16 protein-coding genes and 1 pseudogene are annotated in these 16,675 nt (G+C 66.3%); 2 read left to right on the top strand and 15 right to left on the bottom strand.

Annotation, left to right across the window (positions count from 1 at the left end; genetic code table 11):
- Window positions 1-90 precede the first annotated feature (90 nt).
- A complete protein-coding gene (locus FZ025_RS19745; RefSeq protein ID WP_053057148.1) occupies window positions 91-660 on the bottom strand; it encodes a hypothetical protein in 570 nt (189 codons plus the stop codon).
- Window positions 661-866: 206 nt separating this feature from the next.
- On the opposite strand from FZ025_RS19745, the gene FZ025_RS19750 reads away from it, so the two are divergent.
- Window positions 867-2,008, top strand: a protein-coding gene (locus FZ025_RS19750) for an IS3 family transposase (RefSeq protein ID WP_208803672.1) whose coding sequence is annotated in 2 segments (ribosomal slippage) — window positions 867-1,137 and window positions 1,137-2,008 — 1,143 coding nt in all. Because the reading frame shifts where the segments join, the coding sequence is not laid out codon by codon here.
- Window positions 2,009-2,253: 245 nt separating this feature from the next.
- On the opposite strand, the gene FZ025_RS19755 is transcribed toward FZ025_RS19750, so the two are convergent.
- Entirely contained in the window at window positions 2,254-3,144 is an 891-nt protein-coding gene (locus FZ025_RS19755; RefSeq protein ID WP_046981070.1) for an alpha/beta fold hydrolase, read from the bottom strand.
- 103 nt (window positions 3,145-3,247) lie between these two features.
- On the opposite strand from FZ025_RS19755, the gene FZ025_RS19760 reads away from it, so the two are divergent.
- The gene (locus FZ025_RS19760; RefSeq protein ID WP_046981071.1) at window positions 3,248-4,147 is read left to right on the top strand and encodes a LysR substrate-binding domain-containing protein; all 900 of its coding nucleotides are present in this window, start codon (window positions 3,248-3,250) and stop codon (window positions 4,145-4,147) included.
- Here the strand turns inward: FZ025_RS19760 and FZ025_RS19765 are convergent.
- From FZ025_RS19765 to FZ025_RS19825, 13 genes and pseudogenes are all read right to left on the bottom strand, one after another.
- A complete protein-coding gene (locus FZ025_RS19765; RefSeq protein ID WP_046981072.1) occupies window positions 4,122-4,397 on the bottom strand; it encodes a DUF2274 domain-containing protein in 276 nt (91 codons plus the stop codon). The genes FZ025_RS19760 and FZ025_RS19765 overlap by 26 nt on opposite strands.
- Entirely contained in the window at window positions 4,394-5,677 is a 1,284-nt protein-coding gene (locus FZ025_RS19770; protein ID WP_046981073.1) for a TraB/TrbI/VirB10 family type IV secretion system protein, read from the bottom strand. Before FZ025_RS19770 ends, FZ025_RS19765 begins: the two co-directional genes overlap by 4 nt.
- 2 nt (window positions 5,678-5,679) lie before the next feature.
- Window positions 5,680-6,672, bottom strand: a complete 993-nt coding sequence (gene trbG / locus FZ025_RS19775; protein ID WP_104558958.1) for a P-type conjugative transfer protein TrbG — start codon at window positions 6,670-6,672, stop codon at window positions 5,680-5,682.
- Window positions 6,669-7,373 carry a conjugal transfer protein TrbF gene (gene trbF / locus FZ025_RS19780; protein ID WP_046982106.1) on the bottom strand — a complete coding sequence of 235 codons (705 nt, stop codon included), beginning with the start codon at window positions 7,371-7,373 and terminating at the stop codon, window positions 6,669-6,671. The genes trbG and trbF overlap by 4 nt, the downstream gene beginning before the upstream one ends.
- 24 nt (window positions 7,374-7,397) lie before the next feature.
- Entirely contained in the window at window positions 7,398-8,780 is a 1,383-nt protein-coding gene (trbL, locus tag FZ025_RS19785) for a P-type conjugative transfer protein TrbL (protein WP_046982105.1), read from the bottom strand.
- The gene (locus FZ025_RS19790; RefSeq protein WP_104558957.1) at window positions 8,777-9,079 is read right to left on the bottom strand and encodes a hypothetical protein; all 303 of its coding nucleotides are present in this window, start codon (window positions 9,077-9,079) and stop codon (window positions 8,777-8,779) included. Before FZ025_RS19790 ends, trbL begins: the two co-directional genes overlap by 4 nt.
- 11 nt (window positions 9,080-9,090) lie before the next feature.
- Entirely contained in the window at window positions 9,091-9,828 is a 738-nt protein-coding gene (gene trbJ / locus FZ025_RS19795) for a P-type conjugative transfer protein TrbJ (RefSeq protein WP_104558956.1), read from the bottom strand.
- The gene (gene trbE / locus FZ025_RS19800; protein WP_046982102.1) at window positions 9,825-12,275 is read right to left on the bottom strand and encodes a conjugal transfer protein TrbE; all 2,451 of its coding nucleotides are present in this window, start codon (window positions 12,273-12,275) and stop codon (window positions 9,825-9,827) included. The genes trbJ and trbE overlap by 4 nt, the downstream gene beginning before the upstream one ends.
- Window positions 12,276-12,285: 10 nt before the next feature.
- Window positions 12,286-12,555: a VirB3 family type IV secretion system protein gene (locus FZ025_RS19805; RefSeq protein ID WP_023081460.1), complete on the bottom strand. Its 270-nt coding sequence runs from the start codon at window positions 12,553-12,555 to the stop codon at window positions 12,286-12,288.
- Window positions 12,552-12,929, bottom strand: a complete 378-nt coding sequence (locus tag FZ025_RS19810; protein WP_046982101.1) for a TrbC/VirB2 family type IV secretion system protein — start codon at window positions 12,927-12,929, stop codon at window positions 12,552-12,554. Before FZ025_RS19810 ends, FZ025_RS19805 begins: the two co-directional genes overlap by 4 nt.
- Window positions 12,926-13,924 (bottom strand): P-type conjugative transfer ATPase TrbB, encoded by a 999-nt coding sequence (gene trbB, locus FZ025_RS19815; protein WP_425478444.1) that lies wholly within the window; start codon window positions 13,922-13,924, stop codon window positions 12,926-12,928. The genes FZ025_RS19810 and trbB overlap by 4 nt, the downstream gene beginning before the upstream one ends.
- A 68-nt stretch (window positions 13,925-13,992) precedes the next feature.
- Entirely contained in the window at window positions 13,993-14,457 is a 465-nt protein-coding gene (locus FZ025_RS19820; RefSeq protein WP_104558954.1) for a ribbon-helix-helix protein, CopG family, read from the bottom strand.
- Window positions 14,454-16,450: pseudogene (locus FZ025_RS19825) on the bottom strand (conjugal transfer protein TraG). Before FZ025_RS19825 ends, FZ025_RS19820 begins: the two are co-directional and overlap by 4 nt.
- Window positions 16,451-16,675: the final 225 nt, after the last annotated feature.

The following is a 16,675-nucleotide window of genomic DNA, read 5'->3' on the forward strand; positions in this document are numbered from 1 at the left end:
TTGCAGAGCTTCAGGGACCACGTGGGTTTGCAGCGATCCATCTAAGTTCAGGCAATTGGCACTCCGGGCATGCTGCGCAAGTACCGAGATTCAGGCCAGCATACTGAGCGGGACGAAGTGCAATCCCTGTAGCGCGGGATTGCTGACCACCGCGAAGTCCCGCCACACGATCAGATCACCAGGACAGCTGCGTCCTTCGCCCAGATAGACGGAGGCCTTGGGCTCTAGGGATTCGCGATCTAAGCTGACCAGTTCGCGGTTGTTGCGGCTCACGCTGAGCAACAACGAGCCAGCAATCACTTGGCGCAGCGGGTCCACCCAGGGAAATGGCGTTGTGTTGTTCGAGGTGCGTTCAAACCGCACGTCCCGGCGCCACGCGCCCGTGTCCGGATCCAAGACACAGATCCCACGACGCGACTGGAACATGCCTACGTACACCCGTTCGTAGACGGCGTCGTAGGTCAGGCACGCCGGTGTCGCGTCGTCGGTCTGGCCATTGGTGACCTCGGCCAGTTGCGCCGTACTGATGTAGTCCCGTCGCGCGAGGTCGTATGTCGCGACGTAGCAGTTCGCATGAGGGTAGGCTCGCCCCGCGATGCGTCCACCGCGCGATATGCCGATGTAGAGCAGCGGTTTGGTTGGATGCCGCAGTAGGGACATACAGCCGCGCCCGCCCTGTGGGTAGGGCACCGCCTCGAACGCGTAGGTGGCACTGTCGATAATGGAAAATGTCCGGTGTCAAGCCTTTCGTGCAAATCACGCGAGGCTTGAAACCCTATCCAGGGCAAGAGGTTAGCTTGTCCTGGTCTAATTCTCGTGGACACCTCGATAGGGGATGATCGTCTCCAACGAGGACTTTGAACGACATGACGCCCCGTAGCCGTAGAACTTTCGACACCGCCTTCAAGCTACAGGTGGTGCAGATGATCCAAGACCAAGGCCTGAGTGTGGGCCAGGTGTGCCGCGACCTGGACCTGGTCGATAGCGCGGTGCGCCGGTGGTTGTCCCAGTCCGAGGCCGAGCAGGCTGGCCAGCCGGGACAAGGCAGGCCGCTGACCCCCGAGCAGCAACGCATCCGCCAACTGGAGCGTGAGAACCAGCGGCTAGGCGAGGATGTGTCGATCCTAAAAAAAGCATCGGCCTTCTTCGCCCGGGAACTGAAGTGATCCAGCAGATGATCCATCAGTGGCAGGAGAAGGCCGACACCACCCGGTTGTGCCGGCTTGTGGGCGTGAGCCGTTCTGGGGTGTATGCCGCTCGGCGGCGGTCAGCGCCGAGGGCCTGCGCCCTCACGGCGCCCTTGCAATCGGCCTTCCAGGCTAGCGGCGGCAACTACGGCAGCCGCCGGCTGTGCGCCGCCCTGAAGGCCCAGGGCCTGCCCGCCGGTCGCTATCGGGTCCGCCGCCTGATGAAGCAGCAGGGGCTGAAGGCGCGCTGGAAGCGCAAGTTCGTCCATACCACCGACAGCCGGCACGAGATGCCGGTAGCCGACAACCTTCTGGATCGGCGCTTCAACCCGGAAGCCCCCGACCAGGCCTGGGTGGCCGACATCACCTACATCCGCACCGAGCGCGGCTGGCTGTACCTGGCCGCGGTGCTGGACCTGTACTCACGCAAGGTGGTCGGCTGGGCGATGGCCCCGAACATGCCTGCCGAGCTGGTCTGCACCGCCTTGCAGATGGCCATCGCCCTGCGCCAGCCCAAGCCGGGGCTGATCGTGCATACCGACCGTGGAAGCCAATACGCCAGCCAGGCCCACCGCGACCTACTGGCACGCCACGGTCTGCTCGCCAGCATGAGCCGCCGGGGCAACTGCTGGGACAACGCGGTGATGGAGCGGTTCTTCCTGAACCTGAAAATGGAGCGGGTCTGGCAGCGCCGCTACGCCAACCCCGCCGAGGCCGTTGCCGACATCGCCCATTACATCGTCGCCTTCTACAACACCCACCGGCTGCACTCCACCCTCGGCTATCGATCGCCTGCCGACTACGAGAAAGCCACCACCTGAAATCCCCTATCTCCGTGTCCACCAAAACTTGACCACGACAGCTCTGTTTCGCGCCACCTGTATGGGAGACGGCGTTGTGGGCTGGGAGTCACATAAGAGCCTTGGGAAAGCAAGCCGGGTCGCGCTGTAGCGGTGATGATTGTCAAGGGACGGCGAGCTTGCGTGGCCATCGTAGCCCATCCCTTTTCACCCTCTCCAGAACGAAGAACGCGCAGCGTTGGGCTGCGCGTTCAAGGGTTTGCCACCTACTTCAGTTGGCAGAACTGCAGGACGGCATCTGCAACGGCCTGGGGCGATTCGCGCTGCGGGAAGTGCCCGACATCATCGAGCACCAGCCGTTCGTAGCAGCCCTTGAAGAATGTCTCCCTGCCTTTGGAACTGTCGGGGTGATTGCAGGTGTCGGCACCTCCATGCAGCACCAGCGTCGGCACCGACAGCACCGGCGCCGGATGCAGACGCGCTTCGTCCTCCGCATGGGCGGGATCACCCTCGGCGAAACCCCAGCGGTGGCGGTAGGAGTGCAGCACGATCTCGGCCCAGTCCTCGCCCTGGAATGCGCGAGCCGCTTCAGCGAAGTCGGCCTGCTCATACCAGCCTTCCGGCGCCCAGGTGTCCCACATCGTGCGAGCAAACGCCTCGCGTTCCTCCCGCACCACGCGCGCGCCGCGCGGTGTGGCCATGTACCAGTGATACCAGTAGTTGCGCGCCTGCGGCAGCGCTAGTGGCTGGTTCGGGTCGTTGGTGCCATAGCCGACCGAGAGCATCACCAGATGCGAGGCCACGCCGTCACGCAGGCCGCAGGCATTGGCCGCGGCCCGCGCGCCCCAGTCGTGGCCGATCAGTGCCGGACGCTCCAGGCCCAGCGCGTCAATGAAGTCGAGCAGATCGCGGCCCAACGCGAACAGCTGGCCGCTGCGCGGCGTGGCGGCCTCCCGGAACCGGGTCGGCGCGAAGCCGCGCAACGCCGGCGCCAGCACCCGGTAGCCGGCATCGGCCAGAACGGGCGCCACGGCCTTCCAGCATTCGGGGCTATCCGGCCAACCGTGCAACAGGATGGCGGTTCGCGCTCCCTGCGGGTTCCATTCGAGATAGGCGATGTCGAGCCGTTCGGTAGAAGCGAAGTGGTAGTTGTGCATGGGCTTGTCTCTCGTCATGAAGATGCACCAGCGTAGCTGGACGACTCCATTCGATTGGAGAATAATCATTCTTCATTGATGATTTTTCGCGTTGAATTCCAGCATGAACATATCCCCTATCGCCGATGGTCCACCGCTGGAGACGGTGCTGCTGCGCACCTTCCTCGAAATCGTGGACAGCGGCAGCTTCGCCACCGCCGCCGAGCGGCTGGCGCTGACGCCTTCGGCGGTCAGCGGACATATGCGCCGGTTGGAGCAGATCGCAGGCGCCAGCCTGCTGGCACGCACCACACGCCGCCTGGAACTGACACAGGCGGGCGAGACCTTGTATGCCTACGGCCGCAACATCCTCGATCTGGAACGCGAGGCCCGCGCCAAGCTGCGGGGCACACCGCTGCGCGGACGGCTGCGTATCGGTGCCTCGGAAGACTTTGCCGGTGCCTGGCTGCCCCAGGTGCTGCAACGCTTCCGGCAGGGCAACCCCGAAGCCACGGTTGAACTGAAGGTCGGCATCACCGCCGATCTGCTGCGCCAGCAGGAGCGTGGCCGGCTGGATCTCGTGTTTGGCAAGCAATGCAGCCGCGTCGAGGGCGGCGGCACTTTGCTGTGGGAAGAACCCCTGGTCTGGGTCTTTGCGGCCGATCAACCTTTGCCAACAGAAGAACCGCTGCCGCTGGCCGTCTTCCCCGAGCCGTGCGTGTACCGCGAGTCGGCCGTCACGGCGCTGGGCCAGACGGATCGCACTTGGCGCATCGTCTTCGAGAGCAGCAGCATGGCTGGGTGCCTGTCGGCGGCGCGCGCGGGCTTTGCCATCACGGTCATCGCCGACAGCCAGCGCAGCGAAGGCTTGCGCGTGCTGGGCAGCGAAGACGGCCTGCCCGAACTGCCGGAGGCGCGCTTCTACGCTTTTGCCGGCAAGGACAGCCCGGTCAGCGCGGCACTGATCGAGGCCGCCCGGCGCGCCGGCCAGAGCCGGTTCACTGCGCGCGGGCTTCGGGACTGATAGACGCCGAGACGGCTTTCGCGGGTCGCTGTTGCGCGGCCGTCCCGCGCCGGAAACCTCTGTCTGCCGCCATGAAGGCTTCGAGCATGTGCGGAATCAGCGTGGCCGCATCAACGGCCTCGCCATACGCCTGCGCGTGCAGCGCGGCGTAGTGGTCGAGGTCGGCTTTCAGGCTGGCCGGGCAGGCGAAGGTCAGCTTCGTGGATTCCGTTTTCGGTAGCGGCCCGAGCCGCAGCTTGCGCGTCGTCATCGCGAAGTCCCCTTGTTGAAGAACAATGGCTGATAGGGCCGCAGTACCAAGTCGCGGTTGGCGATGACGCGAACCGGTAGGCCCGGCCGCTCGGTCAGCGTCGGCTGGATGTTCATGTTGCGCCGGGTCAGCTCCTGGCCGACCTGGTTGATGCTGTCCTGCGCGCTGTCGCGCCCGGCGATGATGATGCGGTCGCCGTCCTGGCGGTTCTCGGGCGCGGCCAGCTCGGCGCCGACGCCCAGCAGCGTGGTCAGCGCCGCGCCGGCGAAGATGCGGCCCCAGTGGTAGTCCACGCCGTCTTCCAGCCCGGCATAGCCGGCCGGGTCGGCTCCGACCAGGTTGTCGAGCGTGAGCGAAGACGTGTCGGGCAGGATGATCCGGTTCCACACCACCTGCACGCGGCTCTGCCCGTAGCTGACCTGGCTGTTGTAGCGGCCCAGAATGCGCGAACCCTGCGGGGTCAGCAAAAAACGCCCGGTAGCCGTGTCATAGACCGGCTCCGTCACCGTGGCGATCACATCGCCCGGCAAATCCGACTTGATGCCCGTCACCAGCGCACCGGCGATGACCGTACCGGCCATCACCTGATATGGCGAAGCCGGCAGGGTCAGGTTGCCGGAATTACGGGTTTCCGTGGTTCCGGCTTTCTGGAATGCCTCTTTCTGGTCTTGCCGGTTCTGTACCGCTGTCGGGTCGGCGGGCTGCGCCGCCGCGGAGGCCGGCCCGGCCGCCATCGGGTCGAACGCCGCATTGGCGGCGAAGCCCGGCGCGGCGGCGGCCTGCGACTGCGCAACCGGTGCGGCCTTCTGCGTGCCAGAGCGGAAGAACACCGATGAACCCGCGGCCGCTTCGGCTTCCTTGCGCAGCGCATCGTTCGGGTCGTGGCCAGGGGCCGCATAGGCGGCCGTCACCGGCTGCTGCGACTTGACGATGGCCGGGCCAAGATCACCCGGCAGCGGCGGCCCCAGCTCGGGCACCGTGGGCGGCAAGGCCGGCGGCAGTTTGGAGTAGTCCGCCGGCAGCGCATCCAGCCCTTCGGACTTGGAGACGCGATCGACGTTGTAAAGCTCGGTCTGCTCGTTGGCCCCGCGCCGCTGCGGTTGCAGCGACCACATCAGCGCGCCGAGTACGGCGACCGACAGGCCGCCGGTGAGGATGGCCAGCGTGCGCCGGTTCAGGCGCGTGACCGGGCGCGGCTGGCCGCGCAGCGCCACCGCTTCGGGCGCGATCTTGCCCGCCGCCTGCGGCGCGGCGAGGTCGGGAGTGTCGTCCTGGCTCATGGTCAGTTCCTCCGCGCCACGCCGTCGGTGCGCTCGATTCGCACCACGTCGCCGCCATCACCGCCCAGGCGCAGTTCGGCCGCACCAAAGAGGCGATCCACGATGTAGTACGGCGAACGGAAACGGTAGTTGACGAGCTGGCCGTCACCCTGCGCGCCGATGACGAACAGCGGAGGCAGTTCGCCTTGGGCGATGCCAGGCGGAAACTGGATATAGACCTTCTCGCCATCGTCGAAGGCCTGCTGCGGCTTCCACGGCGGATTGCTGCCGCTGATCGCGTAGCGGAAGCGGATCTTCTCCAGCGCCAAGCCGGTATCGACCGGCGCGGCTGTCTGTGCGGCCTGCGACTGGCGCTGCAAGGCCGACATCCGGTCTTTCGGGTAGTCCCATGACACCGAGGCCATCCATGCCTTCTCGGTCGAGGTCAGTTCCAGCAGGTATGTCCGGCGGCTGGTGGTGATGACCAGATTGGTTTTCAGGCCCGAGCGGGTGGGCTTGACCAGCACATTGACGCGCAGCGCCTCGCCGCTGCCGCTGGACGTGTCGCCCACGATCCAGCGCACGGTATCGCCAGCGGCGACGGTGACAAGTTCCTCGCCGGGCTGAAGCGAAACCACGGTGACGCGCCCCGGCGCGGCATAGACCTGATACAGCGCGCCGTCGCTGTACGGCCACACTTGGATCGCATTGACGTAGCCCTCGCGGGTCGGCGCGATACGCGCCTCGGCATTGGCGCGCGAGACGCGCACCTTCTCGTCGGTCGGCTCCGGCACGGGCGCTGCCTCGTCCAGCTCCGGCAGCGGCTTCAACTGCGCTGGCAGCGCCAGCGGCTTGGGCACGGCGACGACTTCAACCGGCTTGGGCGGTTCGGGCAACGGCTGCGCCTGCACCGGCTCATCGAGCGAGATGGTCGGCGGCGGCTTGCCCTGCGAGGCGCAACCCGACAGGGCCGCGAACATCAGCACGAAAGCGTAAAAGCGGAAAGGCAGGTTCATGGCTTGGCTCCTTCGGAAGAATCCAGTTCGCGACTCCACGACAGGCCGTTGACGTAGATCCCCAGCGGGTTCTTGCGCAGGCGCTGTTCGGTACGCGGGGTTTGCAGGACGGTGGAAAGCACGGCGTTCCAGCGTTCGGTGCCAGCGGGTGCGCCATTGACGAACCGCTGCTCCGTCCAACGGACGTTGAACGAGGCATCGCTGGCGCGCGTGACGCTGGTGATCTGCACCGTCACCGACTCGCGGCCGACACGAGCGAATGGATCGTTCTTGCTCGCGTAGTCGTTGAGCACGGCCGCGCCCTTGTCGGTGGTGTAGTCGTAGGCATCGAGCCAGTTCTGCCGCACCACGATGGGGTCGATGGACAGCGAGCGCACCAGCGTCACGAAGCGCGCCAGGTGATGCGCGATCTGCGCATCGGCAGGTCGATACGGCGTGGCGGCCTCACCTACGGTGCGCACCTGTCCGGATTGATCGACTTCGATGACGTAGGGCGTCGCGATGGACTGTGCCGAGCGCCACACCAAACCACCGGCCATCAGCAGCGCGAGCGTGAGGCAGCCGAAGGCCATCAGCCGCCAGTTCTTCGCCTGTACGCGCGATGAGCCGATACGCTCGTCCCACACCAGGGCGGCCGCTTGATACGGAGTGGCAGGCTGCGGCGTATCGGCATAGCGCACCTGCGGTCGTTTGAATCGCATGGTCAGTTCTCCTTGTGAATCGCTTTAGTCGTCGGAGCCGCGCAAGCTCGGGCCTTGCCCGGAGCCGCCGCCATCGCCGCCGCGCAACGTGTGTGCGGCAGTGGTCGCGGCATGGGTGATCTGCTGGCGGCGGTGCATCCGCTTGGCCCATGCGGGCTGCTCTTGCTTCTGCGAGCCGGCGGCGCTGTCTGCGGCCGCCTGGTCGGAGCCAGCCGCACCGGACGCAGCGCCGCCGCCGGCCTCTGTGCCGTTCCATCCAGCGCGGAAAGCGCCGGTCATCTTCTGCGCAGCGCCGGACGCGCCAGATGCGGCGCTGCGCCCGGCAGCCTGCGCGCCGGTCTTGGCGACATTGCTCAAGCCGGCCATTGCGCCCTTGGCGCCGCCGCCCGCAGCAGCGGAACCGGCCTGGAACGCCGAGCGTGCGCTACCAGCCGCCGAGGTGGCGGCACGCGCACCGGCGCCGGCCAGCTTCGCGGCTGCCGGTGCCATGCGTGCCCCGGCCGCGACCGCACCGCCCACGCCGGTCGCGGCGGCACCGATGGCAACGGCCGTGCCGGCGGCACCAATGGCGGCACCCGCCATGGCGCCTGCGCCGAGCTGCGGCGCACCGGACACCAAGCCGGTGGCGATGCCCGGTCCATAGATGCCCAGCGCCAGCAGCGCGAGCGAGGCCAGCATCACGACAAGGGCGTGGTCGATGGAGGGTTCGGCGGGGTGAACCTGGAACTCGGCGAACAGGCCCGAGCCGATGCCGACGATGACGGCCAGCACCAAGACCTTGATGCCCGACGACACCACGTTGCCGAGCACCTTTTCGGCGAGAAACGAGGTCTTGTTCCACAAGGCGAACGGCACCAGCACGAAGCCGGCCAGCGTGGTCAGCTTGAACTCGATCAGCGTGATGAAAAGCTGGATCGCCAGCACGAAGAAACACAGGATGACGGTGAGCCAGGCGAGGAACATCACCACGATGGGGTCGATGTTCACGAAGACTTCGGGGAAGCCCGCCATGTTGCCGATCTGCTCCAGAATCGGTGCGCCCGCGTCGATGCCGGTCTTGGCCAGCCGCCCCGGTTGCGGGAAGTTCTCCATCGTCATGGTCGAGCCGGTGGCCGTCAGGCCCAGCCCGGCAAACGAGCGGAAGACGATGCCGGCCAGCCAGTTGAAGTTGCCGATGATGTAGGCGAAGGCACCGACGTAGAGCACTTTGCGCAGCAGCTTGGCGATCACGTCCTCGCCCTGGCCGGTGGCGTGGCTCATGGCCCAATACAGGCCAGCGATGGTCATGTCGATGACGATCAGCGTGGCTGTCAGGAACGCCACTTCGCCTTGCAGCAAGCCGAACCCGGAGTCGATGTAGCGCGAGAACGTATCGAGGAAGCGGTCGATGATGGTCACGTCGTTCATGGCGTGTCCCTTCCAATGGGTTCATCGAAACTCGCCGGAATCGGCGGCAGCTCGGCCAGCGTCCGGTATTCGTCCGGCCCGGCCTGGCCGGAGAAGAAGCGCCGCCGGAAGGCGTCGGCGGCAGCGCGGCAGTCGTCTTCGCCCACGGCCTGCCGGTCGGCCGCGCACTGCGCGCGCAACGCCTTGAGCCGCACGGGATCTGCGGCCAAGGCATCGGCCAGGCTTTCGGCCGACTGCTGGCCGCAAGCGGTCAGCAGCAGGGCCAGCAGCAAAACCGACAAGACAGAAGCGCATCGCATGGCCGCCTCCGTCAGTTGTTGTAGAAATTGATGGACTGCGGCGTGTACGGCGTGCCGCTGCCGAGGAAGCGCCGCCGCACTTCGCGGGCACGCTCGGTGGCCGCCGCCTGTCGCGCCATTTCCAGCGACGCGGCGCGGTCTTGGGTGATCTGGAGCTGCTGGGACTGGATGGACTGCTTGGCCTGCAAGGCAAGAAGCTGGTTGGTCGCCTGCTGCGCCTGCAAAGCGCCGGTGGCCGATTGGCTCTGGCTGACCAGATCGGCCAGTGCGCTTTCGTCCTGGGCCAGGTTCTGCGACACCTGCGCCTGCATCCGCATCGCGGTATGCAAACCATCGAGCGTGTTCTTCCAGCGTTCGCGGGCGTCTTGCGCCATGCGGTCGCCGCTGATGGTCGCGGCGTACTGCTCCGGGTACAGACGGGCGAACGTGGCATCCATGCTCTGCACGTCGTAGGCCAGTCCCTGCGCCTCGGCGATCAGGCGTTCGGTGGTGGCGAGCGTGGAGCGCAGGCGGTTGACGATGTTGAAATCGAGGCTCGTCAGATTGCGGGCCTGGTTGATCAACATCTGCGCCTCGTTTTGCAGTTGATTGATCTGGTTGTTGATCTGCTCCATCGTGCGGATGGCGGTCAGCGTGTTCTGCACAAGGTTGGCGGGGTCGATGAACGTAATCGCCGATGCGGGCTGCACGGCCAGCAGCGACACGGACAGCACGGCGGCCAGGGATACGGAAAGCACACGGGTCTTCATAGCGAAACCTCCAGCGGTTGAGAAGCGAGGAAAGAAGCCGCCGCCGGCGAGGACGGCAGCAGGTCGGCGGCCCAATCGAGGCCGCGATGGCGCAACCACGCGCCGGCGAAGCCGGGAGCGCCGGCCTGCGTCAGTACGCGGTCAATGTCGCGCTGATCTTGTGGAGTGGAAGCGCCCGCGAACGCGAGCGCGGCCGGCCCCAGATCAAGGTCGAACAGGCGATTGCCGAGGCGCGATTGGTAGTAGTAGTCGCGCTTGGGCTGCGCGGTGGCGACGATTTCGATTTGCCGGCTGTTGAGGCCGAAGCCCTCGTAGATCGTGCGAATCTGCGGCTCGGTGGCCTGTGGGTTCGGCAGGAAAATCCGACTGGCGCAGCTCTCGATGATGGCTGGCGCGATGGTCGAATCCTTGATGTCGGCCAGCGATTGCGTGGCAAAGATCACGGACACGTTTTTCTTGCGCAGCGTCTTGAGCCACTGGCGGATGCGTGCCGCGAAAGACGGCTCATCGAGGAACAGCCACGCCTCATCCAGAATCAGCAGCGTGGGTGCGCCGTCGAAACGCTCATCGAAGCGGGCGAACAGATAGCGCAGCACCGCTTGCACGGCGGCGGGGCTGTGCATCAGTTCTTCCATCTCGAAGCCCTGCACGTCACCGAAGCCGAGACGATCGGTGTCCGCGTCCAGCAGCTTGCCGTGCACGCCACCGAGCACATAGGGTGCGAGTGCCTGCCGTAGCGCGTTCGATTGCAGCAGTACCGAGAACCCGGTCAACGTGCGCTGCTCGACCGGAGCACCGGCCAAACTGCCCAGCGCCGACCAGATGACCGCCTTCTCGTCGGGGCCGACGGCCACGCCTTCATGCAGCAGCCGGCCTTCCACCCATTCCGCCGCCCAGGCGCGATAGCTTTCCCGGTCGATACGCGCGAGCGGCTGGAAGGCAATACCACCATCGGCACCCAGGTCGTAGTGCTCGCCGCCCAGGCCGAGGACGGTGGCGCGCATGGAGCGGCCCATGTCGAAGGCGAAGATCTGCGAGCCGAAGTAGCGGCGGAACTGCATCGCCAGGATGGCGAGCAAGACCGACTTGCCCATGCCGGTCGGGCCGGCGACCAGCGTATGCCCTACGTCGCCGATGTGCGTCACCAGCCGGAACGGCGTGGCGCCATCGGTGCGGGTGACGATCAGCGGCGGCCCGTCCAGGTGGTCGTTCTTCTCCGGCCCGGTCCATACGGCGGACAGGGGCATCATGTGCGCCAGGTTCAGCGTCGAGACGATGGGCTGGCGCACGTTGGCGTAAGCGTTGCCGGGGATCGAGGACAGCCACGCATCCACGGCGTTGAGGGTTTCGGGAATGGTCATGAAGCCCCGGCCCTGGATGACGCGCTCCACCATGCGCAGCTTCTCGTCGGCCGCGGCCGGGTCGGCATCGAGCACCGTCACCGAGGCAGTGAAGTGGCCGAAGGCGACTTGATCGCCGCCCAGTTCCTGCATGGCAGCGTCCGCGTCCGCTGCCTTGTTGTTGGCGTCGGTATCGACCAGCGGGCTTTCCTGCTGGAAGATCGTCTCTCGCAGCAGCGCGATGACGTTCTTGCGCTTGGCGAACCACTGGCGGCGCAGGCGGGCGAGTTCCTTTTCCGCTTCGGCTTTGTCCAGGCAGAGAAAGCGCGTGCTCCAGCGGTAGGCGAAGCCCAGGCGGTTGAGGTCGTCCAGCAGGCCCGGCCAGGTGGAAGTCGGAAAGCCCCGCACCGACACCACGCGCAGGTGCTGGTCGCCCAGCGTCGGCGCAAGGCCGCCGACCAGCGCGGAGTCGGCCAGCAGCGCGTCGATGTGGAACGGCACTTCGGGTACGCCCACGCGGTAGCGCCGCGTCGAAACCGAGGCGTGCAGGTAGGTCAGCGTCTCGGCGTCATCGAGCCAGGCGATTTCCGGCATCACGCCATCGAGCAGGTCGAACACGCGATCGGTTTCCGCCACGAAGGCATCGAGCCGGCCGCGCCAGTCCACGCCGTCGCCGGGCGCGTTCTCGTAGAGCAGTTTCGCGGCGCGGGCGCGGGATTCCTCCGGCGGTAGGAAAGCCACCGTCAGGTGATAGGCGCTCTCGAAGTGATGGCCCGATTCCTCGAACGCGGCACGGCGTTCTTCATCGACGAGCCAGGACAACGGTTCGGGGAAGTCGGAATGCGGATAGTCGGCGGCGGATTGGCGCTCTGCCTCGATGAACAAGGCCCAGCCAGAACCCAGCCGGCGCAGCGCGTTGTTGAGCCGCGCTGATGCGGCGATCAGCTCGCCTTGCGTGGCGCTGTCCAAGTCCGGCCCACGAAAGCGCGCCGTGCGCTGGAACGAGCCATCCTTGTTCAGCACCACGCCCGGCGCGATCAGCCCGGCCCAGGGCAGCCAGTCGGCTAGCAGCGCGGGCCGCTGGCGGTATTCGGCAAGGTTCAGCATGGCATCCCCCTCACACGTCCAGCAGCGGCTTGTGCTTGATGTGCCGCGCGAAGACCTGCATGAACTGCGGATCGACGCGCGCGCCCCAGACCGCCAGCGAGTGGCCGACGATCCAGAGCACCACGCCGGGAATCCACAGTTGCAGGCCCAGCCCGACGGCGGCGGCCAGCGTGCCGTTGGCGATCGCCACGGTGCGCGGCGCGCCGCCCAGCAGGATCGGCTCGGTCAACGAGCGATGCAGCGGCACTTCAAAGCCTGGGAGATCGGTCGCGGTACTCATACGACGGCCCCGCCGGAGAAGCTGAAGAACGACAGGAAGAACGAGGACGCGGCGAACGCGATGCTCAACCCGAACACGATCTGGATCAGCTTGCGAAAGCCGCCCGACGTGTCGCCGAAGGCCAAGGCCAGGCCCGTGGCAATGATGATGATGACCGCGACGATGCGTGCAACCGGCCCCTGGATCGACTCCAGAATGGATTGCAGCGGCCCTTCCCACGGCATCGAAGAACCGGCGGCCTGGGCCGTGCCGGCCAGGAACAGCAGCAGCGCGGCCAGCAGCAGCCCTTGCCCCGCAGGGCGGGCCAGGCTGCGCAGCCGTGCGAAGTTGAAAAGAGGATTTACGGAAAAGCGGAAAGCATGGACGTGCGTCATGGCAGTTCTCCAGGTTGGTCAGGGGACGGGAAAAGCGCAGCGCCATCGGCTGCAAAAGGAACTGGCGGCAGCTCGGGAAACGGTGTTTCCAGCGCATCCGCCAGGCGATAGCCCGCACCGTCGAAACCGACGACGCGGACAATGCTCTCGACATGGCGCTTGCGGCCACGGCCGGCGATATGGATCACGACGTTGACTGCATCGGCGATCAGCGCACGCGGTGGGTTCACAGCGACTTCGAGAATCAGTTGCTCCAGCCGCAGCAGCGCGCCCAGCGCGGAGCCGGCGTGGATCGTGGCGATGCCGCCGGGATGGCCGGTGCCCCACACCTTCACCAAGTCCAGGGCTTCGCCGCCGCGCACCTCGCCGACAATCACGCGGTCGGGACGCAGGCGCATCGTGGCGCGCACCAGCTCGGTCATGGTCACGACGCCGGCGCGGGTGCGCAGCGGTACATGGTCACGCGCTGCGCATTGCAGCTCGATGGTGTCTTCGAGCACCAGCACGCGGTCGCCGCTGGCGGCGATCTCGGCCAGCAGTGCATTCGCCAGCGTGGTCTTGCCACTGCTGGTGGCGCCGGCGATCAGGACGTTCTGCCGCTCGCGCACGGCGCGGCGCAGGAACTCGGCCTGCTCTGCCGTCAGCACTGCGTCGGCGACGTACCGATCCAACGGAATCACGCCCACGGCACGCTTGCGCAGCGCGAATGCCGGTCCAGGCGCGGCCGGCGGCAAGATGCCCTCGAAGCGTTCGCCAGATTCGGGCAACTCGGCCGACAGCAGCGGCTGGCCGCGATGCACTTCCGCGCCGACGTGCGCGGCGACCAGGCGGATGATGCGTTCACCATCGGCCTCGGGCAGTTCCACGCCCAGCGGCGCGCGGCCCGACGACAGCCGATCCACCCAGAGGGTGCGGTCGGGGTTGAGCATGATTTCAACCACATCTGGATCTTCCAGTGCCGAGGCAATCAGCGGCCCCATAGCGGTGCGCAGCATCTGGATGCGGCGATCGAGCGAAGTCGCGGCCGACGAACGCGGTTCGGGCGGCATCTGCGGAACGGCGCTCATGAGGCACGCTCCTGGGCTTCAGCCAGTGCCGCCGCATCATCCATTCGTGCGGTGTCCGGGTGCAGTTCTTCCACCACGTCGCGTACGAGGCTGCGGCCGCGCAGCAGGTGGCGGCCGAGCTGTTCGACGAACTGCTCGAAGCGTGCTTTCCCCTGGGCGCGGGCGGCTTCCTGGTGCGCCTCGGGAATGGGCGTGCTGACGGTCAGGAAATAGCGGACAAACAACGCCAGCGTTTCGATCTGGATGTTCTGGTCACGCTCCAGCCGTTCGGCCTGCCGCGACAGGCGATCCAGCCGCTTGGCAATGGCGGCTTCGCGCTGGTCGCCAGCGTCCGGCGACAGCCAGGACGCCAGCGCCGCCGCAACGATGGATGACTTGGACACGTCTTTCTTGGCGGCCAGTTCATCGAGGCGCTTGGCATGCTCCTGCTGGATGAATAGGTTGAGGCGATATTGGCTCATAAGTCGATTCCGTCGTTGGGGTCGAGGGAAGCCAGCCGGGCCGTGCGCTGCATGGCCGGGTCGAGCTGGCTTGGGAGGGGAAGCGGCAAGTCGTCGTCATCGAGCAGCGTCAGGTCGCTGGCCGGGTATTCCGGTTCAGGGCTATAGGCGACGGCTTCGGATAGTTCGGGTTGCTGGCGCGGGCCGCCGTCATCGCCGTCGCCAAGGTCATCGGCGGATGCCGTGGCTGGCGCGGCGGGCACGGTAGGAATCGCCAAGCCACTCCAGTCATCGGGGCGGGCGGCCGGTGCGTCGGCATAGCGGCCTGCCGCCAGCGTGGGCGGCGGCAGCACGCGCCGCGTGAAGTTCTCGTCTTCGTAGTAGCGCAGCTTGCGTGCCTTGATGGGCGGGTGGCCGGAGACCATCACCACCGCCTCGTCGGGCGGAAGCTGCATCACTTCGCCTGGCGTCAGCAGCGGGCGCGCCATCTCCTGGCGCGACACCATGAGATGGCCCAGCCAGGGGGCCAGGCGGTGGCCGGCGTAATTGCGCTGCGCGCGCAGTTCGGTGGCGGTGCCCAGCGTTTCCGAAATGCGCTTGGCGGTGCGTTCGTCGTTGGTGGCGAACGTCACCCGGACATGGCAGTTGTCCAGAATCGAATGGTTCTGGCCGTAGGCTTTGTCGATCTGGTTGAGCGACTGCGCGATGAGGAAACTGCGGATGCCGTAGCCGGCCATGAAGGCGAGCGCCGTCTCAAAGAAGTCGAGCCGGCCCAGCGCCGGGAACTCATCGAGCATCAGCAGCAGCTTGTGGCGGCGCTCGATGCCATCGCTGCCGTCGAGCGATTCGGTGAGCCGTCGCCCGATCTGGTTCAAGATCAGCCGGATGAGAGGCTTGGTGCGGCTGATGTCCGAAGGCGGCACCACCAGATACAGCGACACAGGTGATGCGGACGCGATCAGGTCGGCGATACGCCAGTCGCAGCGCGACGTCACCTCGGCCACAGTGGGGTCGCGGTACAAGCCCAGGAAGCTCATCGCGGTGGAGAGCACGCCCGACCGCTCGTTGTCCGACTTGTTGAGCACTTCACGCGCGGCGGACGCGACAACCGGGTGCGGTGCATCGCCCAGGTGCTTCGTCGTCATCATCCGATGCAGCGTCAGCTCGAATGGGCACGCAGGATCGCTGAGGAAGTTGGCGACGCCGCGCAAGGTCTTGTCTTCGCCCGCATAGAGCACATGCAGGATGGCGCCGACCAGCAGCGCATGGCTGGTCTTCTCCCAATGGTTGCGGCGCTCCAGCGCGCCTTCTGGATCGACCAGGATGTCGGCAATGTTCTGCACGTCGCGCACTTCATGCGCGCCGCGCCGGACTTCCAACAGTGGGTTGTAGGCAGCCGACTTTGCATCGGTCGGGTTGAACAGCAGGCAATGCGAGAAGCGCGAACGCCAGCCGGCGGTGATCTGCCAGTTCTCGCCCTTGATGTCGTGGACGACGACGGACGCGGCCCAGGACAACAGTGTGGGCACCACCAGGCCGACGCCTTTGCCCGAGCGCGTCGGCGCAAAGGTCAGGACGTGTTCCGGGCCTTCGTGCCGCAGGTACTGGCTTTCATGCAAGCCAAGAAAGACACCGGCCGGATGGGTCAGCCCGGCCTTGCGGATGTCGCGGGCATCGGCCCAACGCGCGGAACCGTAGGTCGTGAACCGCTTGGCCTGCCGCGATCGCCATACCGACATGGCGATGGCGACCACCGCGGCGACCAGGCCGCTGCCGCCGGCAATCGCGCCGCCCGTGCCGAAGACATGCGGCGCATAGGCATCGAAGAAGAACCACCACTCGAACAACCGCCAGGGGGATAGACCGGCGTGCCGAAGAAATCGAACAAGGGCGAACCAAGGCGTAGCTGGTAGGCCAGTGCGGCGGCTGTCCATTGCGTTGCACTCCACACACCGGCGATCACGATGCTGAAAACAACCGCGATCTGCCCGAACAACACGCCCTGAGCTTGCATTGACTGGCCTCCGATTTCCTCTGCGCTGATTCCTCGTTCACACGCGGCACAAGGACGTGCCGCATGACGCGAGAATCGGTGCTGGGTCGGTGCCGGTCAAAGACCGTTATCGGGAGAAAGGTCTAGAAAAAAGGAAGAATTCGCGCAGCGTCGAGCCAAAGAAAAACGCCGCAAGCGCAGGCGCATTGCGGCGTGTATGGCGAGAAAACGGAATATGTTGTTGAA

It is taken from the genome of Xanthomonas hyacinthi (assembly GCF_009769165.1).
GTDB lineage: Bacteria > Pseudomonadota > Gammaproteobacteria > Xanthomonadales > Xanthomonadaceae > Xanthomonas_A > Xanthomonas_A hyacinthi.